At 58.7% G+C, this 15,870-nt stretch carries 14 protein-coding genes; all 14 read left to right on the forward strand.

What is annotated here, in order from left to right; genetic code table 11:
• Positions 1-7: 7 nt before the first annotated feature.
• The 14 genes from CBB62_06525 to CBB62_06590 all read left to right on the forward strand — a co-directional run bounded on the left by CBB62_06525 (position 8) and on the right by CBB62_06590 (position 15,825).
• Positions 8-1,519 carry a hypothetical protein gene (locus tag CBB62_06525; GenBank protein ID OUT41958.1) on the forward strand — a complete coding sequence of 504 codons (1,512 nt, stop codon included), beginning with the start codon at positions 8-10 and terminating at the stop codon, positions 1,517-1,519.
• A gap of 72 nt (positions 1,520-1,591) precedes the next feature.
• Entirely contained in the window at positions 1,592-2,179 is a 588-nt protein-coding gene (locus CBB62_06530) for a hypothetical protein (protein ID OUT41959.1), read from the forward strand.
• Positions 2,180-2,235: 56 nt separating this feature from the next.
• Positions 2,236-3,237: a hypothetical protein gene (locus CBB62_06535; protein ID OUT41960.1), complete on the forward strand. Its 1,002-nt coding sequence runs from the start codon at positions 2,236-2,238 to the stop codon at positions 3,235-3,237.
• 13 nt (positions 3,238-3,250) lie between these two features.
• Complete coding sequence (locus CBB62_06540; protein OUT41961.1) at positions 3,251-3,721, forward strand: hypothetical protein; 471 nt, start codon at positions 3,251-3,253, stop codon at positions 3,719-3,721.
• Positions 3,722-3,723: 2 nt separating this feature from the next.
• Entirely contained in the window at positions 3,724-4,023 is a 300-nt protein-coding gene (locus tag CBB62_06545) for a hypothetical protein (protein OUT41962.1), read from the forward strand.
• Positions 4,020-4,490: a hypothetical protein gene (locus CBB62_06550; protein ID OUT41963.1), complete on the forward strand. Its 471-nt coding sequence runs from the start codon at positions 4,020-4,022 to the stop codon at positions 4,488-4,490. Before CBB62_06545 ends, CBB62_06550 begins: the two co-directional genes overlap by 4 nt.
• Before the next feature lie 46 nt (positions 4,491-4,536).
• Positions 4,537-4,719 (forward strand): hypothetical protein, encoded by a 183-nt coding sequence (locus CBB62_06555; GenBank protein ID OUT41964.1) that lies wholly within the window; start codon positions 4,537-4,539, stop codon positions 4,717-4,719.
• Between the two features lie 49 nt (positions 4,720-4,768).
• Positions 4,769-5,929, forward strand: coding sequence for a hypothetical protein (locus CBB62_06560; protein OUT41965.1), 1,161 nt, complete (start codon positions 4,769-4,771; stop codon positions 5,927-5,929).
• A gap of 152 nt (positions 5,930-6,081) precedes the next feature.
• Complete coding sequence (locus tag CBB62_06565; GenBank protein ID OUT41966.1) at positions 6,082-6,783, forward strand: hypothetical protein; 702 nt, start codon at positions 6,082-6,084, stop codon at positions 6,781-6,783.
• Between the two features lie 190 nt (positions 6,784-6,973).
• Positions 6,974-7,630 carry a hypothetical protein gene (locus tag CBB62_06570; protein OUT41967.1) on the forward strand — a complete coding sequence of 219 codons (657 nt, stop codon included), beginning with the start codon at positions 6,974-6,976 and terminating at the stop codon, positions 7,628-7,630.
• A gap of 35 nt (positions 7,631-7,665) precedes the next feature.
• A complete protein-coding gene (locus CBB62_06575) occupies positions 7,666-8,538 on the forward strand; it encodes a hypothetical protein (GenBank protein OUT41968.1) in 873 nt (290 codons plus the stop codon).
• 278 nt (positions 8,539-8,816) lie between these two features.
• The gene (locus CBB62_06580) at positions 8,817-9,665 is read left to right on the forward strand and encodes a hypothetical protein (GenBank protein OUT41969.1); all 849 of its coding nucleotides are present in this window, start codon (positions 8,817-8,819) and stop codon (positions 9,663-9,665) included.
• Between the two features lie 68 nt (positions 9,666-9,733).
• Positions 9,734-13,615, forward strand: a complete 3,882-nt coding sequence (locus tag CBB62_06585; GenBank protein ID OUT41970.1) for a hypothetical protein — start codon at positions 9,734-9,736, stop codon at positions 13,613-13,615.
• A complete protein-coding gene (locus CBB62_06590) occupies positions 13,615-15,825 on the forward strand; it encodes a hypothetical protein (GenBank protein ID OUT41971.1) in 2,211 nt (736 codons plus the stop codon). Before CBB62_06585 ends, CBB62_06590 begins: the two co-directional genes overlap by 1 nt.
• Positions 15,826-15,870 lie beyond the last annotated feature (45 nt).

A 15,870-nucleotide genomic window follows, 5' to 3' on the forward strand; every position in this document is an offset into this window, starting at 1 on the left:
GAACAGCATGATGACTGACATGAACAACACCCGCCTGCCGTTGCTGGCAGCGCGGGTGCTGAACCGTCCGATGATGATTGACCAGTCAAAAATGGAAACCATCATGGGCATCCTTGGCCCGCGCTTCGGGATCGATGTCGATCCGCTGCCGGAAGCGGCCTTCGTTGATACGGCGTCCAGCCCGGAAAAACGTGGATACCAGCAAGCGCCGGTGATCGAGGGTGGTGTTGCCGTCATCGATATTGATGGCACGCTGGTGCACGAAACCAATGGCTGTGCGCCATGGTCGGGGATGACATCCTATCAATGGATTTCAGGCCAGATCGATCAGGCTGTTGATGACCCTGCGGTCAAGGCGATTGCCCTGCGGATCAATTCGCCGGGCGGTGAATGCGGGTCATGCTTTGGCCTTGCTGATCGGATTGCCAAGGTTGACCAGATCAAGCCGGTCTATGCCGTGGTTTCCAACCTCGCCTGTTCCGCCGCCTATGCGCTGGCGGCATCGGCGCGGCAGATCATCGCCGGGGTTGACAGTCTGGTCGGATCGATCGGGGTGATTGTCACCCATTATGACTTCACCGCCGCCGCTGAAAATGACGGCTTGAAGGTCACCTATCTGCAGCGCGGTGCGCGCAAGTCCGATCTCGCGCAATTCAAGTCGCTGGACGATGAAAGCACCGCATCGGTCATGCAGCAGATTGATGATCTGTATGCCGTATTCGTGGGCCGTGTGGCGGCCAATCGCGGCATCAGTGAACAGGCCGTCATGGATACGGAAGCCAATGTATTCGTTGGCGAGCGTGCCAAGTCACTTGGCCTTGTCGATGCAATCATGTCGGAAGCTGATGCGCTGGCATGGATCGGCGAACAAGCAACCAGTGGTGGCCATGTGCCGCCGCGATTAACCCAAGCCAAAACCGAACGGAGTACGGCAACAATGAGCAAGCAATTCAGCAGCAACAGCGGTGGTGATCAGATCACTGCCGAAGACGGTGCGGACACCATTGCCGGTGACGACACCATGGCCGCCGAAGATGGCGCGGACACCATCACCGGTGACGATACCATGACCGCCGAAGATGATGCGGACACCATTGCCGGTGATGACACCATGGCCGCCGAAGATGATGAAGATACGGTTGACGGCGGTGAGGCCATTGCCGCTGCTGTCGCCGCAGAGCGGACCCGGTGTAGTGACATCATGGGGCTGATCGAAAGCCCGGATGATTTCGACATTGCTGCGGATCATATCACGTCCGGTGCCGGTGCACTCGAGGCGGCGAAGGCTATGAGCGCATCCCGGTCGGCACGCAGCAGCAGCCCGCTGGCGAAGCGCCGGGCGGCGATGCCGTCACCATTGCCGGGCGGTGCTGTTCCGAGCGATCCCGGCAATACTGGCCCAAGCAGTAAAGAGGAAGCCGAAAAGCAGTTTTCTGCCAGTGCGGAAATCCGAAAGCGTTTTGGCAGCGCTGCGGCTTATTGGGGGTTCATCCGTCTGAAAGCCCGGTCGGGCAACTAATCACCGCCAACCAAGTTCAACCATTCATGCCCGGCCATAGTGCCGGTTTTTTTATTGTTAGGAGATCAAGCAATGCCTGCTGATAAAGACCTTCACCTGGATTTCCAAGATGTCGATAAATACAGCGATGAAGCTGTTGAAGCCGATGTCCAGATTTTCCGCAACACGTTCGTTTCGGCTTCCGCCGCAAACAAGCTGGCCAACCCATTGGTTGCCGGTGAACGGTTTGTTGGCATCTCTGCTGCGCCATCCGACAACACCGGTGGAAGCGCAGCGGCCAAGCGCGTGAAGATGCGTCGTTACGGCCTTGTTACCCTGCCGATTGCCGGTGTGACCGCCGCCGATCGGCACAAGGCTGTTTATGCCTCGGATGATCAGACCGCAACCCTGACCGCCACCGGCAACAGCTATATCGGCCAGATCGAGGAAGTGCCAGCTGCGGGTTATGCCGTGGTCTGGTTTGACATTTCCCGGACGGTTGCCGGTGCCCCGGCGCTGACAGACCTGACCGGCACCCTGACCGGCACGGCGGATGGTGAACTGGCGGATGCCGGGGATACCAGCAACGCTGACCAGTCAGCGGTGATCAACAAAAACTTCAAGGAAATTCAGGCGAGCATTGCCGCAATCAATGCGCTGCTGAATGCGCGGCTGGCCTGATCGCTGCCGCCGTTTCCTGATCCATTCACACACAATCCGACATCGGAGATAGAACAATGTCAAATTTTGGTAATTCCAAGTTCGCCCTGACCGAAGAAGGCATCAGCGGCGAGTTGTATGATCGCCTCGAGCGTGCGCCCGATACCGAACTGGACGATCTCGCAACCATGATGACCAGCGACCAGTTGAAGGAAGAACATGTGTTCACCGGCATCAATGGCGGTCTGAAACTATGGAAAGGTCCACGCCAGATGCGTGAACTTTCCGAAGACACGCTGGTGATTGAAAACCCGCTTTATGAGGACAGCCTTGTGGTGCCCGGTGATGTGCTGCGTTATGCCGGTCAAAAGGGTGGCCGTGCGCAGGTTGACCAGCGAATTTCAGAAATCGAGGAAGGCACAAACGGTCATCGTCGTGAACTGTTCATTGACAAGATCATCAATGCAGAAGGTTCGCTCGCGTATAACCGCAATTACTTCTTCGCCACGGATCATGTGTTCGGCCAATCCGGCCAGATGTCAAACTTGGTTACTTTTGACATCAGCGATGATGCCGGTGATGTTCCGTCCGATCAGCGCGGCACGGCGGCATCGCCATCATCGCAGATCATGGGCAAGGCGATCCTTCGCGGCATCAAAACCATCCTGGGCTTCAAAAACAATGATGGCAACAAGTTCCGCAACAGTGGTGCCCGCAGCTTCAAGGTGGTCTGTGGCCTCGAGTATATGGAAGCGGTTGCGGGGGCGCTCGGTGTTGTGGTGCACCCAAGCGGCGCCACCAACCTAACCCCGGTGGCGATCAATGCTTTTGGTGACAAGTTCGATCTGAACTTCGCATGGCTGCCAGAATACACCGGTACTCAGATTGATGTTTACCGGACCGATGGTTCCTTCAAGGCCCTGATCGGTCAGGAAACCGATGAATTTGATGTCGCTGTCCTCGGCGAAGACAGTGAACATTGGAAGAAAAATTATGAAGCTTGGTTCGGGGTCTCACTGCGCCGGGGCACTGGATATGGCGAGCCGCGCAGCGCTTGCCGCGTCAAGCTGCAGAACTAATCAACTCGCCTGAATGGTGACACAGGCCGCCGGGTCTTATCCCGGCGGCCTTTTCTGTATGCGCAAAGGAACAGATGGCATGAAACAAACATTCAAAAAATACCGGGTGACGGCAAGCGCGGGCACTGTGATCCCGGCTGGTCACATTATCCGTGGCCTTAGCGACGATCTGCAGCGGCGCTTTGCCTCCCGCTTGGTGCAGGAAGGTAAGGCCAAGGGCACCTTCGTCACCACCGATCAGATTGTGTTGATCAAAGGCGCGGAATTTGAAACCTGCACCATGCTGCCACGGATAGCGGTTGCGGTGGTCGAGGAAGAAAAACCCGCGACCAAGGCGAAAGCCAAGGCACCGGCCAAGGTGAAGCCCAAGGGTAAGGCCGCTGATCCGGGCACTGATCCGGTCGGTGATGACGATCCAAACGGATCTGATGGCGGCGGTAATCCTGCTGCTGGCGACGGCACCGATACCGTCCCGGCGGCCTGATCATGGCCTATGATCTTGACGACATCGTCAACCAGTTTCACCCGGATGACTTCGGCAAGGAAGCCAGCTATCAGCGGGCTGCCGGTGGTGATCCGGTTGATGTCTGGGTGATCTTTAATCAACCGGCTGGGCGCATCGCCAACCTGCAGTTGACCAAGCGGATTGCGTTGATGCCGGTGGCGCACCTGCCGGATGCCAAGGGCGGTGACAGTATCACGATCGAGGGCACCACCTATCGCATCGGTATCGTCACCCATGTTGATGCCGATCAACTGATCTGGCAGTTGGAGTTGCAGCCATGACATCACGCCGCGAGACGGCGCTTGCGGCGGCGTTTGCGGCGCTGCAGGCGCTGGCCGATACAGACGAAAACCTGACCGGTAAGATATGGCGCAACCGGCGGCATCCGCTCAATGAAACGGAAGCCCCGGCCATCATCATGATGGATGGTGGCCATGACCGGGTGGGTGATGCCGAAGACACCTATCAGGAACTGATTGACATCGAATTCGCGGTTGAACTGGCCGTGACCGGTGACAGCGATGCGGCGGTCACTGTCGCGATCGATCAATATTATCAGGCGGTCACCAATGCGCTGGTTGCCGATCATACCCTTGGCGGGATTGCCGATGACATCACGGCAGATGGCATGGATGGCCCTGACCTGTTTGATGAAGCCGGTGCCCGCTTCGGCGCTGAATTTTCGCTGCGGTTCGTTGTCCGCATCGACCAGAACCCGCGTGATGTCAGCAAAGCGGCATTCACCTGATCCATTCAGAACCCGTCTAATTCCCAGACCATCAAGGAAAACCATCATGACAAAAATTCCGTCACACCGGGCCATGCGCGCCGGTGCGAAACCTGCTGCCCGGATCGAACTGACCAAGGGCACCGTTGAACGGCTGGGCAAGTCAGCCGCTGAAATCAAGGCAGAGAAGCCCGCCAAGGCTGGTGGCAAGCCCGCTGGCAAAGCCCCGTCACCCGACAAGGGTGATTAAGCCGCCATCCTTACCGATCCCCATACATCACGAAACGGAGTGTCACCCCATGTCCAATCTGGGTACCCGCAACAATCTGCTTTTGACGAAGATCGAAAGCACCCCCGGCACGTTTGAAACCATGGCCGCAACCGCTGATGCCATTGCGGTCGAGGGTCTCAATCCGCCAACCCCCAACGCCATCACGATCCCTGACAATTCGGCGCAGGCATCGCTTGACGGTCTCGGCACCGAAGTTGGTGGCATGACCATGCAGACCACCTTCACTGCCAAGCTGAAGGGGTCCGGCAGCGCCGGTGTTGCCCCGGAACTGGGCACGCTGCTGCGCATCTGCGGTTATCGTGAAGTTGTGGTGGCTGCTGCTGTTCCGGTATCGCCGGAAGCCTGTGCCGCCGCTGGTGGATCGCAGATTGCGGCAGTCCTCGGCGCATCCGCATCTGCAACCGCTGATGCCTATCTCGGTATGCCGGTGGAATTCAGCGGCGATAGTAGCGGCATTGGTCACATCATTGATTACACGTCCGGCAAGGTTGCGACGCTGGCGCAGAGTTTTCAGAATGTTTTTGATGACGGTGTGGATTACCAGATTTTGCCAGCGGTGGCCTATCTGCCGTCATCGACGGCGATCCCGGCGGCATCGCTCCGGCAATATCATGACGGCGTGCATTGGGATTTAACCGGCGTGCGCGGCAATGTCAGTTTTGCGTGGACGGCAGGTCAGACGGCGGTTGCTACCTTCACCCTAAACGGCATGTTCCATGACAAGGGTGATCTGGCGGTGCCATCGGATGCGGTGTTTGACAGTGTTCGCGCGCCGATCTGGAAAAACGGTGAAGCGCTGCTGGACCGGTCAGCCGTCGCGATCAATGAATTCTCGGTGGATACAGGCATTCAGGGTGCCTTCGATCCCAACCCGAACCAGCTGGAAGGGTTTGATCCATATGTGCACACGCAGCGCCTTATCACCGGGTCGATCGATCCGAATGCCTCACTGGTCGCGACCCGTGATGCCTTCGCCGATTTCCGGGGTGGCACCGAACGGATTTTCCTTGCGCGCGCCGGTGCGGTTGCGGGCAACCGGGTGGCGATGATGGTGCCGAAAATGCGCTATCAGAACGTCACGCCGGGTGATCGCAGCGGGCGGCGTACAGACCAGATAAGCTTTGAAGCGATCGGTCAGGATAACGGCATAGCGCTGGTGGTCTACTAAGGGGTTTTTAGCCTTCCCCCATCCTTGAGGGACCACCAAGCGCCGGGCGGCGGTTTCACCACGGCATGGTTCCGCCGCCGCCCGTCCTATCAATCACGCGAACCATGCCAATCATCACAACAATTTCAACAGTCAGTCCAAGGAACCATGCCATGAAGCTGCCAATTTCAACGGCGGATCGTATCGATTTCACGCCAGATCATTATGCCGGTGAGGATGCGCCGCCAAGCTATCAGATCAAGCCGCTGTCCCTGCGCGATCGCGCGGCGGTCAATCGCGCGGTGATGATCGCGGTCGGCAGCGTGCCAACGCTTGCCGGGCGGATCGAGTACATGACGGACAATCTCGCCAATGTTGTCGGCAACGGGATTGATGAAGCGCGGGCGGTTCTGGATGATGCCGCCGCCACGGCGCAGCAGCATTGGGGCGATGATCTGGCGCTGGATTTTGAGCGGCTGCATGATGCCTTCATGCTCGACGATGCCGGTTATCGCCGCTTGTTCGCGGCGGAACAGCACTGGTTTGATGAACTGGTTATTCAGACCGTGGCGCGCGGCCTGCTCAAATGGTCCGGGATAACCGGGTCTGATGACAAGCCGCTGGCGCTGCGCGTGGTCAATGGCGGCGGTGATGTGGACCAGATCGGCTATCTGCCGAAACCTGACCTGATTGCGATCTTCAACCGGATCAATGATCTGTCCAGCCTGTCGGGGCAAGATGAAAAAAACTCCGCACCGCCGCTTGGATCGTCTGGCGATCAAAAGACTTCCAAGGCGGCAGGTACCCGGCAGACGGCGGCGAAGGCTGGCGCTGCCCGGTCACGGAAGAAATCCACCGCGAAAACCCCCGCATAGGGCTGGATCGGGTCTGGCCCGGATGGCGTGATTTCTATCTTGTCTATGACGCCTATCGCGGGCCGGGCATGGGCGGGTCAGGGTACCTGCCCGATCCCGGCGGGATCAATGACCAGTCAGCCAAAATGCTGGATGCCTTTGCCACCATGGCAGACTGGGAAGCACAACTGAAAAAAGCGGAGTGACGGCCATGGCACGGTTCAATCAACTGCGGATCGAGGCGGCCATTCGTGGCGATCTGGAAAAGGAAGTCAGATCGCAAGTGCGGGTTGTGAAGCAGTCGATCACCAGCGGGTTGCGAAAGGGCACCTATGCCACCCGCCGGGATATGCGGCGGCAGATCACTCGCGGCAAATTTCGTCGCGGTAAGTCCGGTGCAGCGTTGGGTGATACGCTTATTGTAAAGCCAACGCCGCGCAAGGGCAGCAGCCTGACACCGGAAATGCGGCTGTTCTCGGTTGCACGGTACAAGGCTGCATCCGGGCGACGGTCACAGGCGATCGATCTGATTACCATCTTTTCAGAAGGTGCCACGATCGAGGCGACACGCGGCAAGCTTCTGGCGAAGCCAACGGAACATGCACCGATGGACAGCAGCGGGCGGCGTCCAGCCACGCCAAGCGAAAGCGGCATCCCGCTGGTGTTCATTCCTTCGGGTGATGGTGGCTTCCTGATTGATGGCCGGGACAAGTCAGATCGACCGCCGATCCTGTACGTCCTGTTCCCGCGTGCGCGGATCAGCAAGCGGATCAATCAGGAACGGGCAATCGCCAAGGGCATCGAGAAAATACCGGAATTCATCGGTCAGGCTTGGGACAAACGGGCTGCTAAAAGGGGATTGGTCTAGTACGGTGCTTCTTTTCTATAAGGAAGCCAATGCCCATGTTTGAGAAACTAAAATCGTTGTTCGGAAATCCGCCGCCGCCGCCGGTCATAGAAGGGCGCGAGCAATTCATTCCAGAAGCCGATATCGAAGATCACGACGCACCGCCAATAGATTTTGGCAAATTGGTTGAGGTCAAATTCTATTCGCCTCGGGATCGGGAGCCTGAGAAACCAAAGGCGAAGCCTCTGGAAAGTGCGGCATCTGATTGGGAAACAACCGATCAGGATTTGCATGGCATTATCGTCATGATCGAGTATGTGGATGCGAAGGGCCAGGCATCCCAGCGACGCATTCGCATTGAGGCTATCAAGCGGCATCCGAACAAGCCGATGAACCTGCAGGCGTTTTGTTTTGAGCGGAATGCACGACGGACTTTCAAAGTTGAACGGATCAAGTCGGTTATCGATCCTGATGGTGTGGTTCATGATCCGAAAGATTATTTCGGTGTGGTACTGGGGGTTGCCGCAGATAAGGCAAAGCCCCCGCCGCAAGGCGCACATGGGGCCGCTGGCGTCGAACAGCGGCGGTGTTGCGTGCATGGCTGGCGGGTTCTTGTCGCTATGTGCTGGGCTGATGGTGACATGGATAGCGCAGAGGTTGACGCCATCGTCGATTACATTGTTGAGGAAGCGCAACACAATGGGCTGTCCAGTAATGAGCACGATGTGGCGGCAATTCGCAGTTTCATTTGCCGTCAGACGCCACCGGACGCCGATCCGTGGGATAACCTGTTTGAGTTTGAGGAAGCGCCGCGCGATGTGCAGCGGCGGTTGGTGAATGGCGCGCGGGCGGTTATGGAGGCTGACGGTGTGATTGATCCAGCAGAGAAAGAATTGCTGGATGAGATTATGATGGCTTTCGATGACTGATATGCAAAATGCCTGAATATTTGTAATCGCGGGCATGATATTCCTGTCTTCAAGAAAAGCAGGATCGCCCGCGATTAAGCCTTGCAGTGCCCGGATAGTATAGATAGCTTTTGCATGGGTCTTCAAAACACCCATGCAAGAAGCGGCAATCCGGGCCGATAATCGGATGGATCAGCACACATTTTATGTCCGGGGTCCGTCTGTGTATGTCCAAGGCGAAAGCCTAAAGACAGGCGGGGTCGACTTCTTGCGACTGTTTTGAACCCCGGGCACCAGTGATGGTGTCCGATCTCAATCAAAACGAGGCAAGAAGCATGAATACAGATCATCTGGTCACCGTGACCGAACAGGAAATCAACGGCGAATTGCAACCAACGGTCGATGCACGTGAGCTGCATGGGTTTTTGGATGTGCGGCGTGATTTCACAACTTGGATCAAAAGTCGCATCGAGCAATATGAATTTGTCGAAGGTACTGACTTTCTTTGCTCCCCCATTTTGGGGAGCAAAGAAAGGGGTGGGCACAACCGTAAAGAGTATGCGCTGACCCTCGACATGGCCAAGGAACTGGCCATGGTTGAGCGCACCGAAAAGGGGCGGCTGGTTCGGCGGTATTTCATCGAATGCGAACGGCGGTTCCGTGAGATGTCAGCGGCGGCCAATCTGCCAGCGGCAACAAAACCGGAGTTTGAAGACGTGGCAGAGTTTTTCGATCCTTCACCACTCGGGTTGTCGGCCTATCGGGCGAAGCTGGAAACGGTCAATCAGGCGTTCCGCCTGCGTGGTCAGCCAGCCGCGCTGCAGGTCTGGCAGCAGATGGGGTTGCCATCCCTCGGCGATAGTCCGCTGGCCGTGGCGGCGCAGATGGTCCGGGATGAAGATCGGCACATCAATCAATTCGGCACGGAAGCCCTGACCGAGGATTTGGGTAACCGGGTGCCAACGGCAGACATGTACCTTGCCTATAAGGAATGGTGCGCAGATGAGAATATCGCGCCGGTCTCACATATCCGGTTCGGTCGGGTGATGCGCAAGCTGGGTTTTGATGTGGTTAAGTCGAATACCATCTATTACCTGAATGTGCGCATTCTGGCGTCTTATCGTTACGTGGAGCGGCTGGAAGCCTGATCCAGCCAGACAATCAGATTTCAACCAAGGGTCGCTTTCGGGCGGCCCTTTTTTATTGGGGCATCGCCATGACGCAGCGCCGTTTTGACATCCTGACCAAGGTTAATGGCGGTCAGGAAGCATCCCGCGATCTGGATAAGATTGGTCAATCTGGCAAGCGTTCATTTGACCAGATCAGGCAGGCCAGTGGCGGCGCTAGTGGTGGGCTGCAGGCTGTTAATAAGGTCTCTGGCGATCTTGACAACAGTATGCGCGGTCTGGCCGGTCGCCTTGGCACAGTTGGCGGTGCCATGTCAAAGCTGGGCGCTACCGGGGTGGCAGCCGCTGCCGGGATCGGTGCCACGGTAGTCGTTCTGCAAAAAGCTGTCGATGCTGCCAGCCAGTTTGAGCAATCGTCATTCCAGATCAACCAGCTTTTGGCCACCACGGGCAACGCCTCGGGCAAAACGGCGGATCAGATTGAAACTCTGGCCAAGTCGCTTGGCGAAAGCACGCTGGCTTCAACCGGCGATGTTCGTAAGGCAGCGGCGCAGTTGCTTACCTTCAAGAATGTGGCTGGTGATGCCTTCGACCGCACGCTGGTTGCTGCGCAGGATTTGGCCTCTATCGGTATGGGGTCGATTTCCAGTGCCAGCCTTCAGCTTGCAAAAGCGCTCGAAGACCCTGAACGCGGATTGGCCGCCTTGCGGGATGTCGGTGTCAGTTTTAGCGCGTCGCAAACGGAATTGATCAAGGGGCTGGTGGAGTCTGGCAAGCAGTTTGAAGCCCAGTCTGAAATTCTCGCGACGATCGAAGCCCAAGTTGGCGGCGCTGGTACTGCGCAGGCCGGTGGCCTAGCTGGCGCGGTTGATACGCTTGGTGAACGCTGGGGCTTCCTGCTGGAAAATATCGGTAATGCCGGGCCTATTCAGGCGGCAACGGCGGCCATGGCTGGCCTTGCTACCGTTGTCGGTGATAGCAACGATGCGCTGTTCCAGTCTATCGAGGCGCAGCGCGGCGGTCTGATCCTGCAAATTTCCGATCTGGAAAAGCGGCTTGATGGCGCTTCGGCGGCGGATGATCCACGCAGTCGCCGGGCGCAAAAGCAGCTTCAGGAAAACCTGCAAAACCTGCGGGCCGAACTGGCGCTGATTGATCGCAAGAATGCGGCCATGGAAGTGACCGCCGGGCTTGCCGCCGATGCAGCGGATGATGCGGCGGCACAGGCGGAAGCTGATCGCAAGGCTGGTATTGCGGCAGAAGAACGGGTGAAGGCTGAGGAAAAGGCCCGGAAGGCAGCAGAGAAGGAAGCGGAAGCGCAGCGCAAGGCTGCGGAGAAGCTGGCCAAGGATGGTGCGGAACGGGTCAAGGCGCTCGAGATAGAAACCGAACAGTTGAAGGCGCTCTATGATGCGCGGCTGCTTGGGGTTGAAGCCTATGAGGCCGAACAGGCATCGCAGGAACGCAGCAATGAAATCCGGGAAAAGTGGAACGGGCTGTCCGAAGCGGAACAGCAGAATATCCGCGACACCCTGGCCCTGCGTGATCAGGAAAAGCAGCGGCTTGATGATCTGATTGAGGCGGAAAAGGAACGTGCCAAGGCGGCAGAGGAAGCCGCGAAGGAAAGCCAGCGGGCAGCAGAAGAAGCCGCGCGGGCGGCGCAGGAACCATTCCTGAATGCCGCCAAGGGTATTCAGACGGCCTTCGCCGATACCTTCACCAGCATCTTCCGTGACGGCATTGACAGCTTTGGCGATCTGGCCGATGCGGTGAAGGACATCTTTTTCCGCATGGCCGGTGAACTGGCGGCGGTCAATCTGTTCGGCGGCACCTTTGCCAATATTGGTTCGGGCAATCTGACTGGCGGCAATGCTGGCGGCGGTGCTGCGTCCGGCAGCGGCGGGCTGATCGATGCGGCAAGCGGGCTGGTGCAGAATATCGGCAGCAGCATTGCCAATTCATTCATCGGCGACCTATCCACAACGCTGCTGTCAACCACTGCGCCTTCGCTGTTCGGTTCAACGGCAGTTGGCCTCGGTGCCGCTGGTACCGCATCCGCTGCAACGGCGGCATCTGTCGGGGTGGCTGCGGTGCCGGGTGGTCTCAGTGCTGCCGGTATCGCGTCCGCTGCGCCATTGGCGGCGGCAGCGCCGTTTGTTCTGCCCGTGCTGGCGGCGGTGGCGGTGCCTCTTATCGCTGGGCTGCTCAAGAAAAAACCAAGCAACAAGGAAGGCAACGCCATCCTTGAACTGGATGATTTCGGGATTTCGGTTGGCGGTCAGGAAGGTAAGAAATTCAGTCAGGAAAACCGCGATGCCGCCGAAGGTATTGCGCAAAGCCTCGCACAATATGCGGCGGCGTTTGAGGCAATCAGCGGTGGTGATCTGACCGGGTCACTCCGGGTTGGCATCGGCAATCGTGATGGCATCTATGCCGAATTCGGTCAGGGTGAAACCAACCCTGAATTTGGTTATGGCAACGATACCAGAAAATTTTATGACCGGTCGGAAGCCGGGATTGCGGCGCTGATCAATGACACGGCGCTGCTGATGGCTGATGAAGTTCGGGACAAGTTCCCGGAAGCAGTCCAGACCGCGCTGGACAATATCGATTTCACAGCGGAAACCGCGCTGTCCGATCTGAACTTTGCGGCCAATTTCACTGATCTGTTCGGTCTCGACGCGGAAACGGTCGGGCCGATCCGGCAAGCCTATGATGCGCTGCAAGCATCGATCGAGGCAGCCAGCGATACGGCAGAACGGCTTGGCCTGTCGCTTGATGAAGTGGCGGCGCAGGGTGAGCGTGCCAATCAGGCATTCACGGATCAGATACGGGGTGGATACAACCAGCGCATTCTTGAACTGCTGGACCCGAACCGGGCCGAACTGATCGCGTTGCGTGATGCGTTTGATGCGGAGCGTGCCGATCTGATTGACGCCGGGCAATCGACGGTCGGGCTTGATGTGTTGCAGCAGCTTGCCGAACAGCGGGTTCTGGCGGATCAGATCGCGGATGCGGAAGCGCAGCGGGTCATCAGCCTTGAAGCGCAACTGGTCACGATCAATGACCAGATCACCGCTGCTGATACGCTCGCCAGCACGGCGCGCGGTCTGATTGCCAGTGTCGATCAGATACAGACCGGGCGGTTGCTCGGTGCCGGATCGCCGCTGTCGCCAAGTGAACAATTCTCACTGGCGCAGGGCAATCTGAACAGCATCGCGGCGCGCATCCGGGGTGGTGAACTGGTCGATGCGTCGGAACTGTCAGCCGCCGTTGCGGCGTTTGACGCGATCAATCTGGAAATCTTCGGCCTGTCCGATGCCGGGGTGTCCGGTTTCGATCAGGTGAGCGGCATTCTCGACCAGACCAAGGCGCTGGCATCAACCGAATTGAGCCGGGCAGAAAGCCAGCTTTCCGAACTGCAGAAGCAGACGGTCACGCTGGAGCTGATCCGGGATCAACTGGCGCAGGGTGCGGCGAACAGCAACGGCTTTGTTGTGCCTGACGGGTTCAACCTCGGGCTTGATGCCAATGCCGCGACCAATGCGGCGCTGCTGGCAGCCATTCCACGCTTGGCCAGTCTGATGCCAAACGGGTTCAACAATGATGGCATGTTCCAGTCGATCAAGGACCAGTTGACGCCGGATGAAATGGCCAAGGTCATCGGGATCACCGGCGGGTTTGCCACCGGCGGTTCCATCACCCTTGGCGGGTCCGGGGTGGTCGGCACAGATCGGCAGCGGGTGGCGGTATTCAACGCCTCGCCGGGCGAACGGGTGACGGTGGAAACCGGTGCGCAGCAATCAGAAGCCCGGATGACCGCCGCAGCGGTGTCGAAGCAGACCGATGCGCTGCGCAGCATCAGCAACCTGCCACAGGTCGTGGCGATGGGTGCGGCGGAAACCAACCAACTGCTGGCCATGGTGGCGAACACCCTGTCCCGTATTGAACAAAAGCTGGGAATTGCGTGATGCGGATTGCAGCCGAAGCCGGTTTGACGGTGACAGGAACCTATGAAGCCGGGAACCTGTCACCGGAAAACTTCCTGTCCTATGCCGGACAACCGGCGGTGATTGCCATTGATGTGGTGCTGCCTGCCAGCCCGATCGATGCGATCCTGTTTGACGCCGGGGCATCCGGTGCCGGTACCTATTTTGGTGTGCGTGACAGCGGCACGATCATGCGGTTCCGTGCCGGGGCCGGGTCGAGCCTGACACCGGCAACGGCGGTGGTGGACATCCCGGTTGCGTACCTGCCGTTTGATGGTCGCCAGCACCGGATTGTGGTCGCCATTCATCCGGCCAATGGCACGCTGGCGGTGTATGTGGATGACTGGCTGGTCGGGTCGGGCAGCACCGATGGGTTTCCGATGAATTACACCGGCGCTTGGGCTGGCGGCGATACTGCCGGTCTGGGCGTGGTGTCCTCGGCAACCGTGCTGAATGAACCGGTCACGGCATGGCCTGCGGCGATCTCTGAAATGCGGTTTTATGGTAACCAGCAGGTGGTGGCCGTAGCGCGGCCACCGGCGGCGTGGACGTATCTGGCGGAACTGACCGGCAAGGATGCCGTGTTCCGGTTCGGCAGTGCCGCGCTGGCCGATCCCTATGGTCCGGGTCAGTACCATGACGCACAGCTATCGTTGCCAGCATACCGGTCGAGCCTAGAAGGTGGTGCCGGGCATCTGATCGGCGGTGCCGCGCGGGTCAGCCGGGGTGTGCTGTCGCTGCCCCGATCGGCAGCAACCGATCCGGTTATGTCGGGCAAGGTTGCCGGTCGTGATTTCGCGCTGTTGCGGGGTCCGGCTGATGGCGAATATTGGCAGTTCCGGCCCTTCGTCACCGGCATCTGTGGTCGCCCAAGCGGGTATGACACCCGGATTGATGTGCCGATCCTTGCGCGGGAAGCCAAGCTGGGGCGCTCGATCATCGCCGCGCGGTTGCTCGGTGACAATGAAGGCGGTCTGGCCAATGGCGGTTCAACCATTGGCCTCGAGGGCGACGAAAGCCTGAAGGGTCAGCCGGTGCCGGTGCTGTTCGGGCGGGTGTGGAATGCCGAACCGGTGCTGGTCAATGCGGTGCACGGGGTTGTGCTGATTTGTCAGGGTCCGGCCAATGTGCATGGGCTGCGGGTCAATGGCATCCCGCGCGTGGCGGGCACGGCCTATGCCAGCAAGGCGGATTTCGTGAATACGGCGAACGCGGCATCAGCCGGTGAATACCGGGTCTGGTCGGACGGTGATGCAACCTATGCCCGGCTTTCCGGCAGGCCGGAAGGCACGATCACGGTTGATATTTCGGTTGGTGCCAGTGATGCCGATCGGACGCCGGGTGCCATTGCAGCGGATCTGATAACCGCTGCCGGTGAACTGGTCGATGCGGAGAGCGTTGCGGCGCTTGACGCGAATTTTGCCCATGTCACCGGGTATTATTCGGCGACCAATGATGTGACCTATGCCGCCATCCTCGCCAGCATCCTTGCCGATGCCGGTGCCTATTTTGAGGAAACGCGGTTGGGGTCGTTCCGGGTCGTGCAACTGCCGGTGCCGGATAATGATGATGCGGTTGCCACCATGGCGCGGGTGTCGGTTGACAACCCGGCAGCAAGCGGGGTGATCGATCTGATGGATTTCCGGCTGCAAGTGCCGGGTGATCAGGCGGCAGCCAATCCGGTCAAGTCCCTGACGGTCAAGTACCGGCGGAATTACCGGGTCATGACCGGCGGTGATCTGGGCGGTGATGCGTCACTGCCGCCGATCGATGACGTGGAAACACCGTCAACCGATCCGCTCAATTATGACCCGGTGGGTGGCTGGGAAGTGCGGGCTGCGCTCGCGCTCGACTATGCCGCATCTGATCCGGTCGATGATGACACGGTTGCCGCTGATTATCCGCTGGCAACCGATCTGGAAATTGAAACCGGTCTGACCACGGAAGCGGGTGCGGAAGCGCTGCGCGATCTGTTGTTTGCCCGGCTGAAGGTCGAACGGGTGTTTGCCACGGCACAGGTGCCGAACACGGATGCCGGGGTTGATGCCCTGCGCCGTGGCGATGTGGTGACGGTCACGCACCCGGATTTCGGTTTTGATACCGGCAAGCCGATGGTGGTCATCGGCATCACCCGCCTTGGTGAAGGTGGGGCAAGCGGTGGCCGGGTGGTTGAACTGCGGTTATGGGGTTGAATAATGGCAAATATATCCTTCGCCACGCCGTCCGTGACATCGAAG

Source organism: Micavibrio sp. TMED2 (assembly GCA_002168225.1).
Lineage (GTDB): Bacteria > Pseudomonadota > Alphaproteobacteria > TMED2 > TMED2 > TMED2.

Excerpts from the sequence above, each read along its gene's own strand:
- CBB62_06585 (OUT41970.1), top strand. The coding sequence starts at position 9,734 with ATGACGCAGCGCCGTTTTGACATCCTGACCAAGGTTAATGGCGGTCAG.
- CBB62_06580 (OUT41969.1), top strand. The coding sequence starts at position 8,817 with ATGGTGTCCGATCTCAATCAAAACGAGGCAAGAAGCATGAATACAGAT.
- CBB62_06555 (OUT41964.1), top strand. The coding sequence starts at position 4,537 with ATGACAAAAATTCCGTCACACCGGGCCATGCGCGCCGGTGCGAAACCT.
- CBB62_06535 (OUT41960.1), top strand. The coding sequence starts at position 2,236 with ATGTCAAATTTTGGTAATTCCAAGTTCGCCCTGACCGAAGAAGGCATC.
- CBB62_06575 (OUT41968.1), top strand. The coding sequence starts at position 7,666 with ATGTTTGAGAAACTAAAATCGTTGTTCGGAAATCCGCCGCCGCCGCCG.
- CBB62_06525 (OUT41958.1), top strand. The coding sequence starts at position 8 with ATGATGACTGACATGAACAACACCCGCCTGCCGTTGCTGGCAGCGCGG.
- CBB62_06565 (OUT41966.1), top strand. The coding sequence starts at position 6,082 with ATGAAGCTGCCAATTTCAACGGCGGATCGTATCGATTTCACGCCAGAT.
- CBB62_06540 (OUT41961.1), top strand. The coding sequence starts at position 3,251 with ATGGTGACACAGGCCGCCGGGTCTTATCCCGGCGGCCTTTTCTGTATG.
- CBB62_06570 (OUT41967.1), top strand. The coding sequence starts at position 6,974 with ATGGCACGGTTCAATCAACTGCGGATCGAGGCGGCCATTCGTGGCGAT.
- CBB62_06545 (OUT41962.1), top strand. The coding sequence starts at position 3,724 with ATGGCCTATGATCTTGACGACATCGTCAACCAGTTTCACCCGGATGAC.
- CBB62_06530 (OUT41959.1), top strand. The coding sequence starts at position 1,592 with ATGCCTGCTGATAAAGACCTTCACCTGGATTTCCAAGATGTCGATAAA.
- CBB62_06550 (OUT41963.1), top strand. The coding sequence starts at position 4,020 with ATGACATCACGCCGCGAGACGGCGCTTGCGGCGGCGTTTGCGGCGCTG.
- CBB62_06560 (OUT41965.1), top strand. The coding sequence starts at position 4,769 with ATGTCCAATCTGGGTACCCGCAACAATCTGCTTTTGACGAAGATCGAA.
- CBB62_06590 (OUT41971.1), top strand. The coding sequence starts at position 13,615 with ATGCGGATTGCAGCCGAAGCCGGTTTGACGGTGACAGGAACCTATGAA.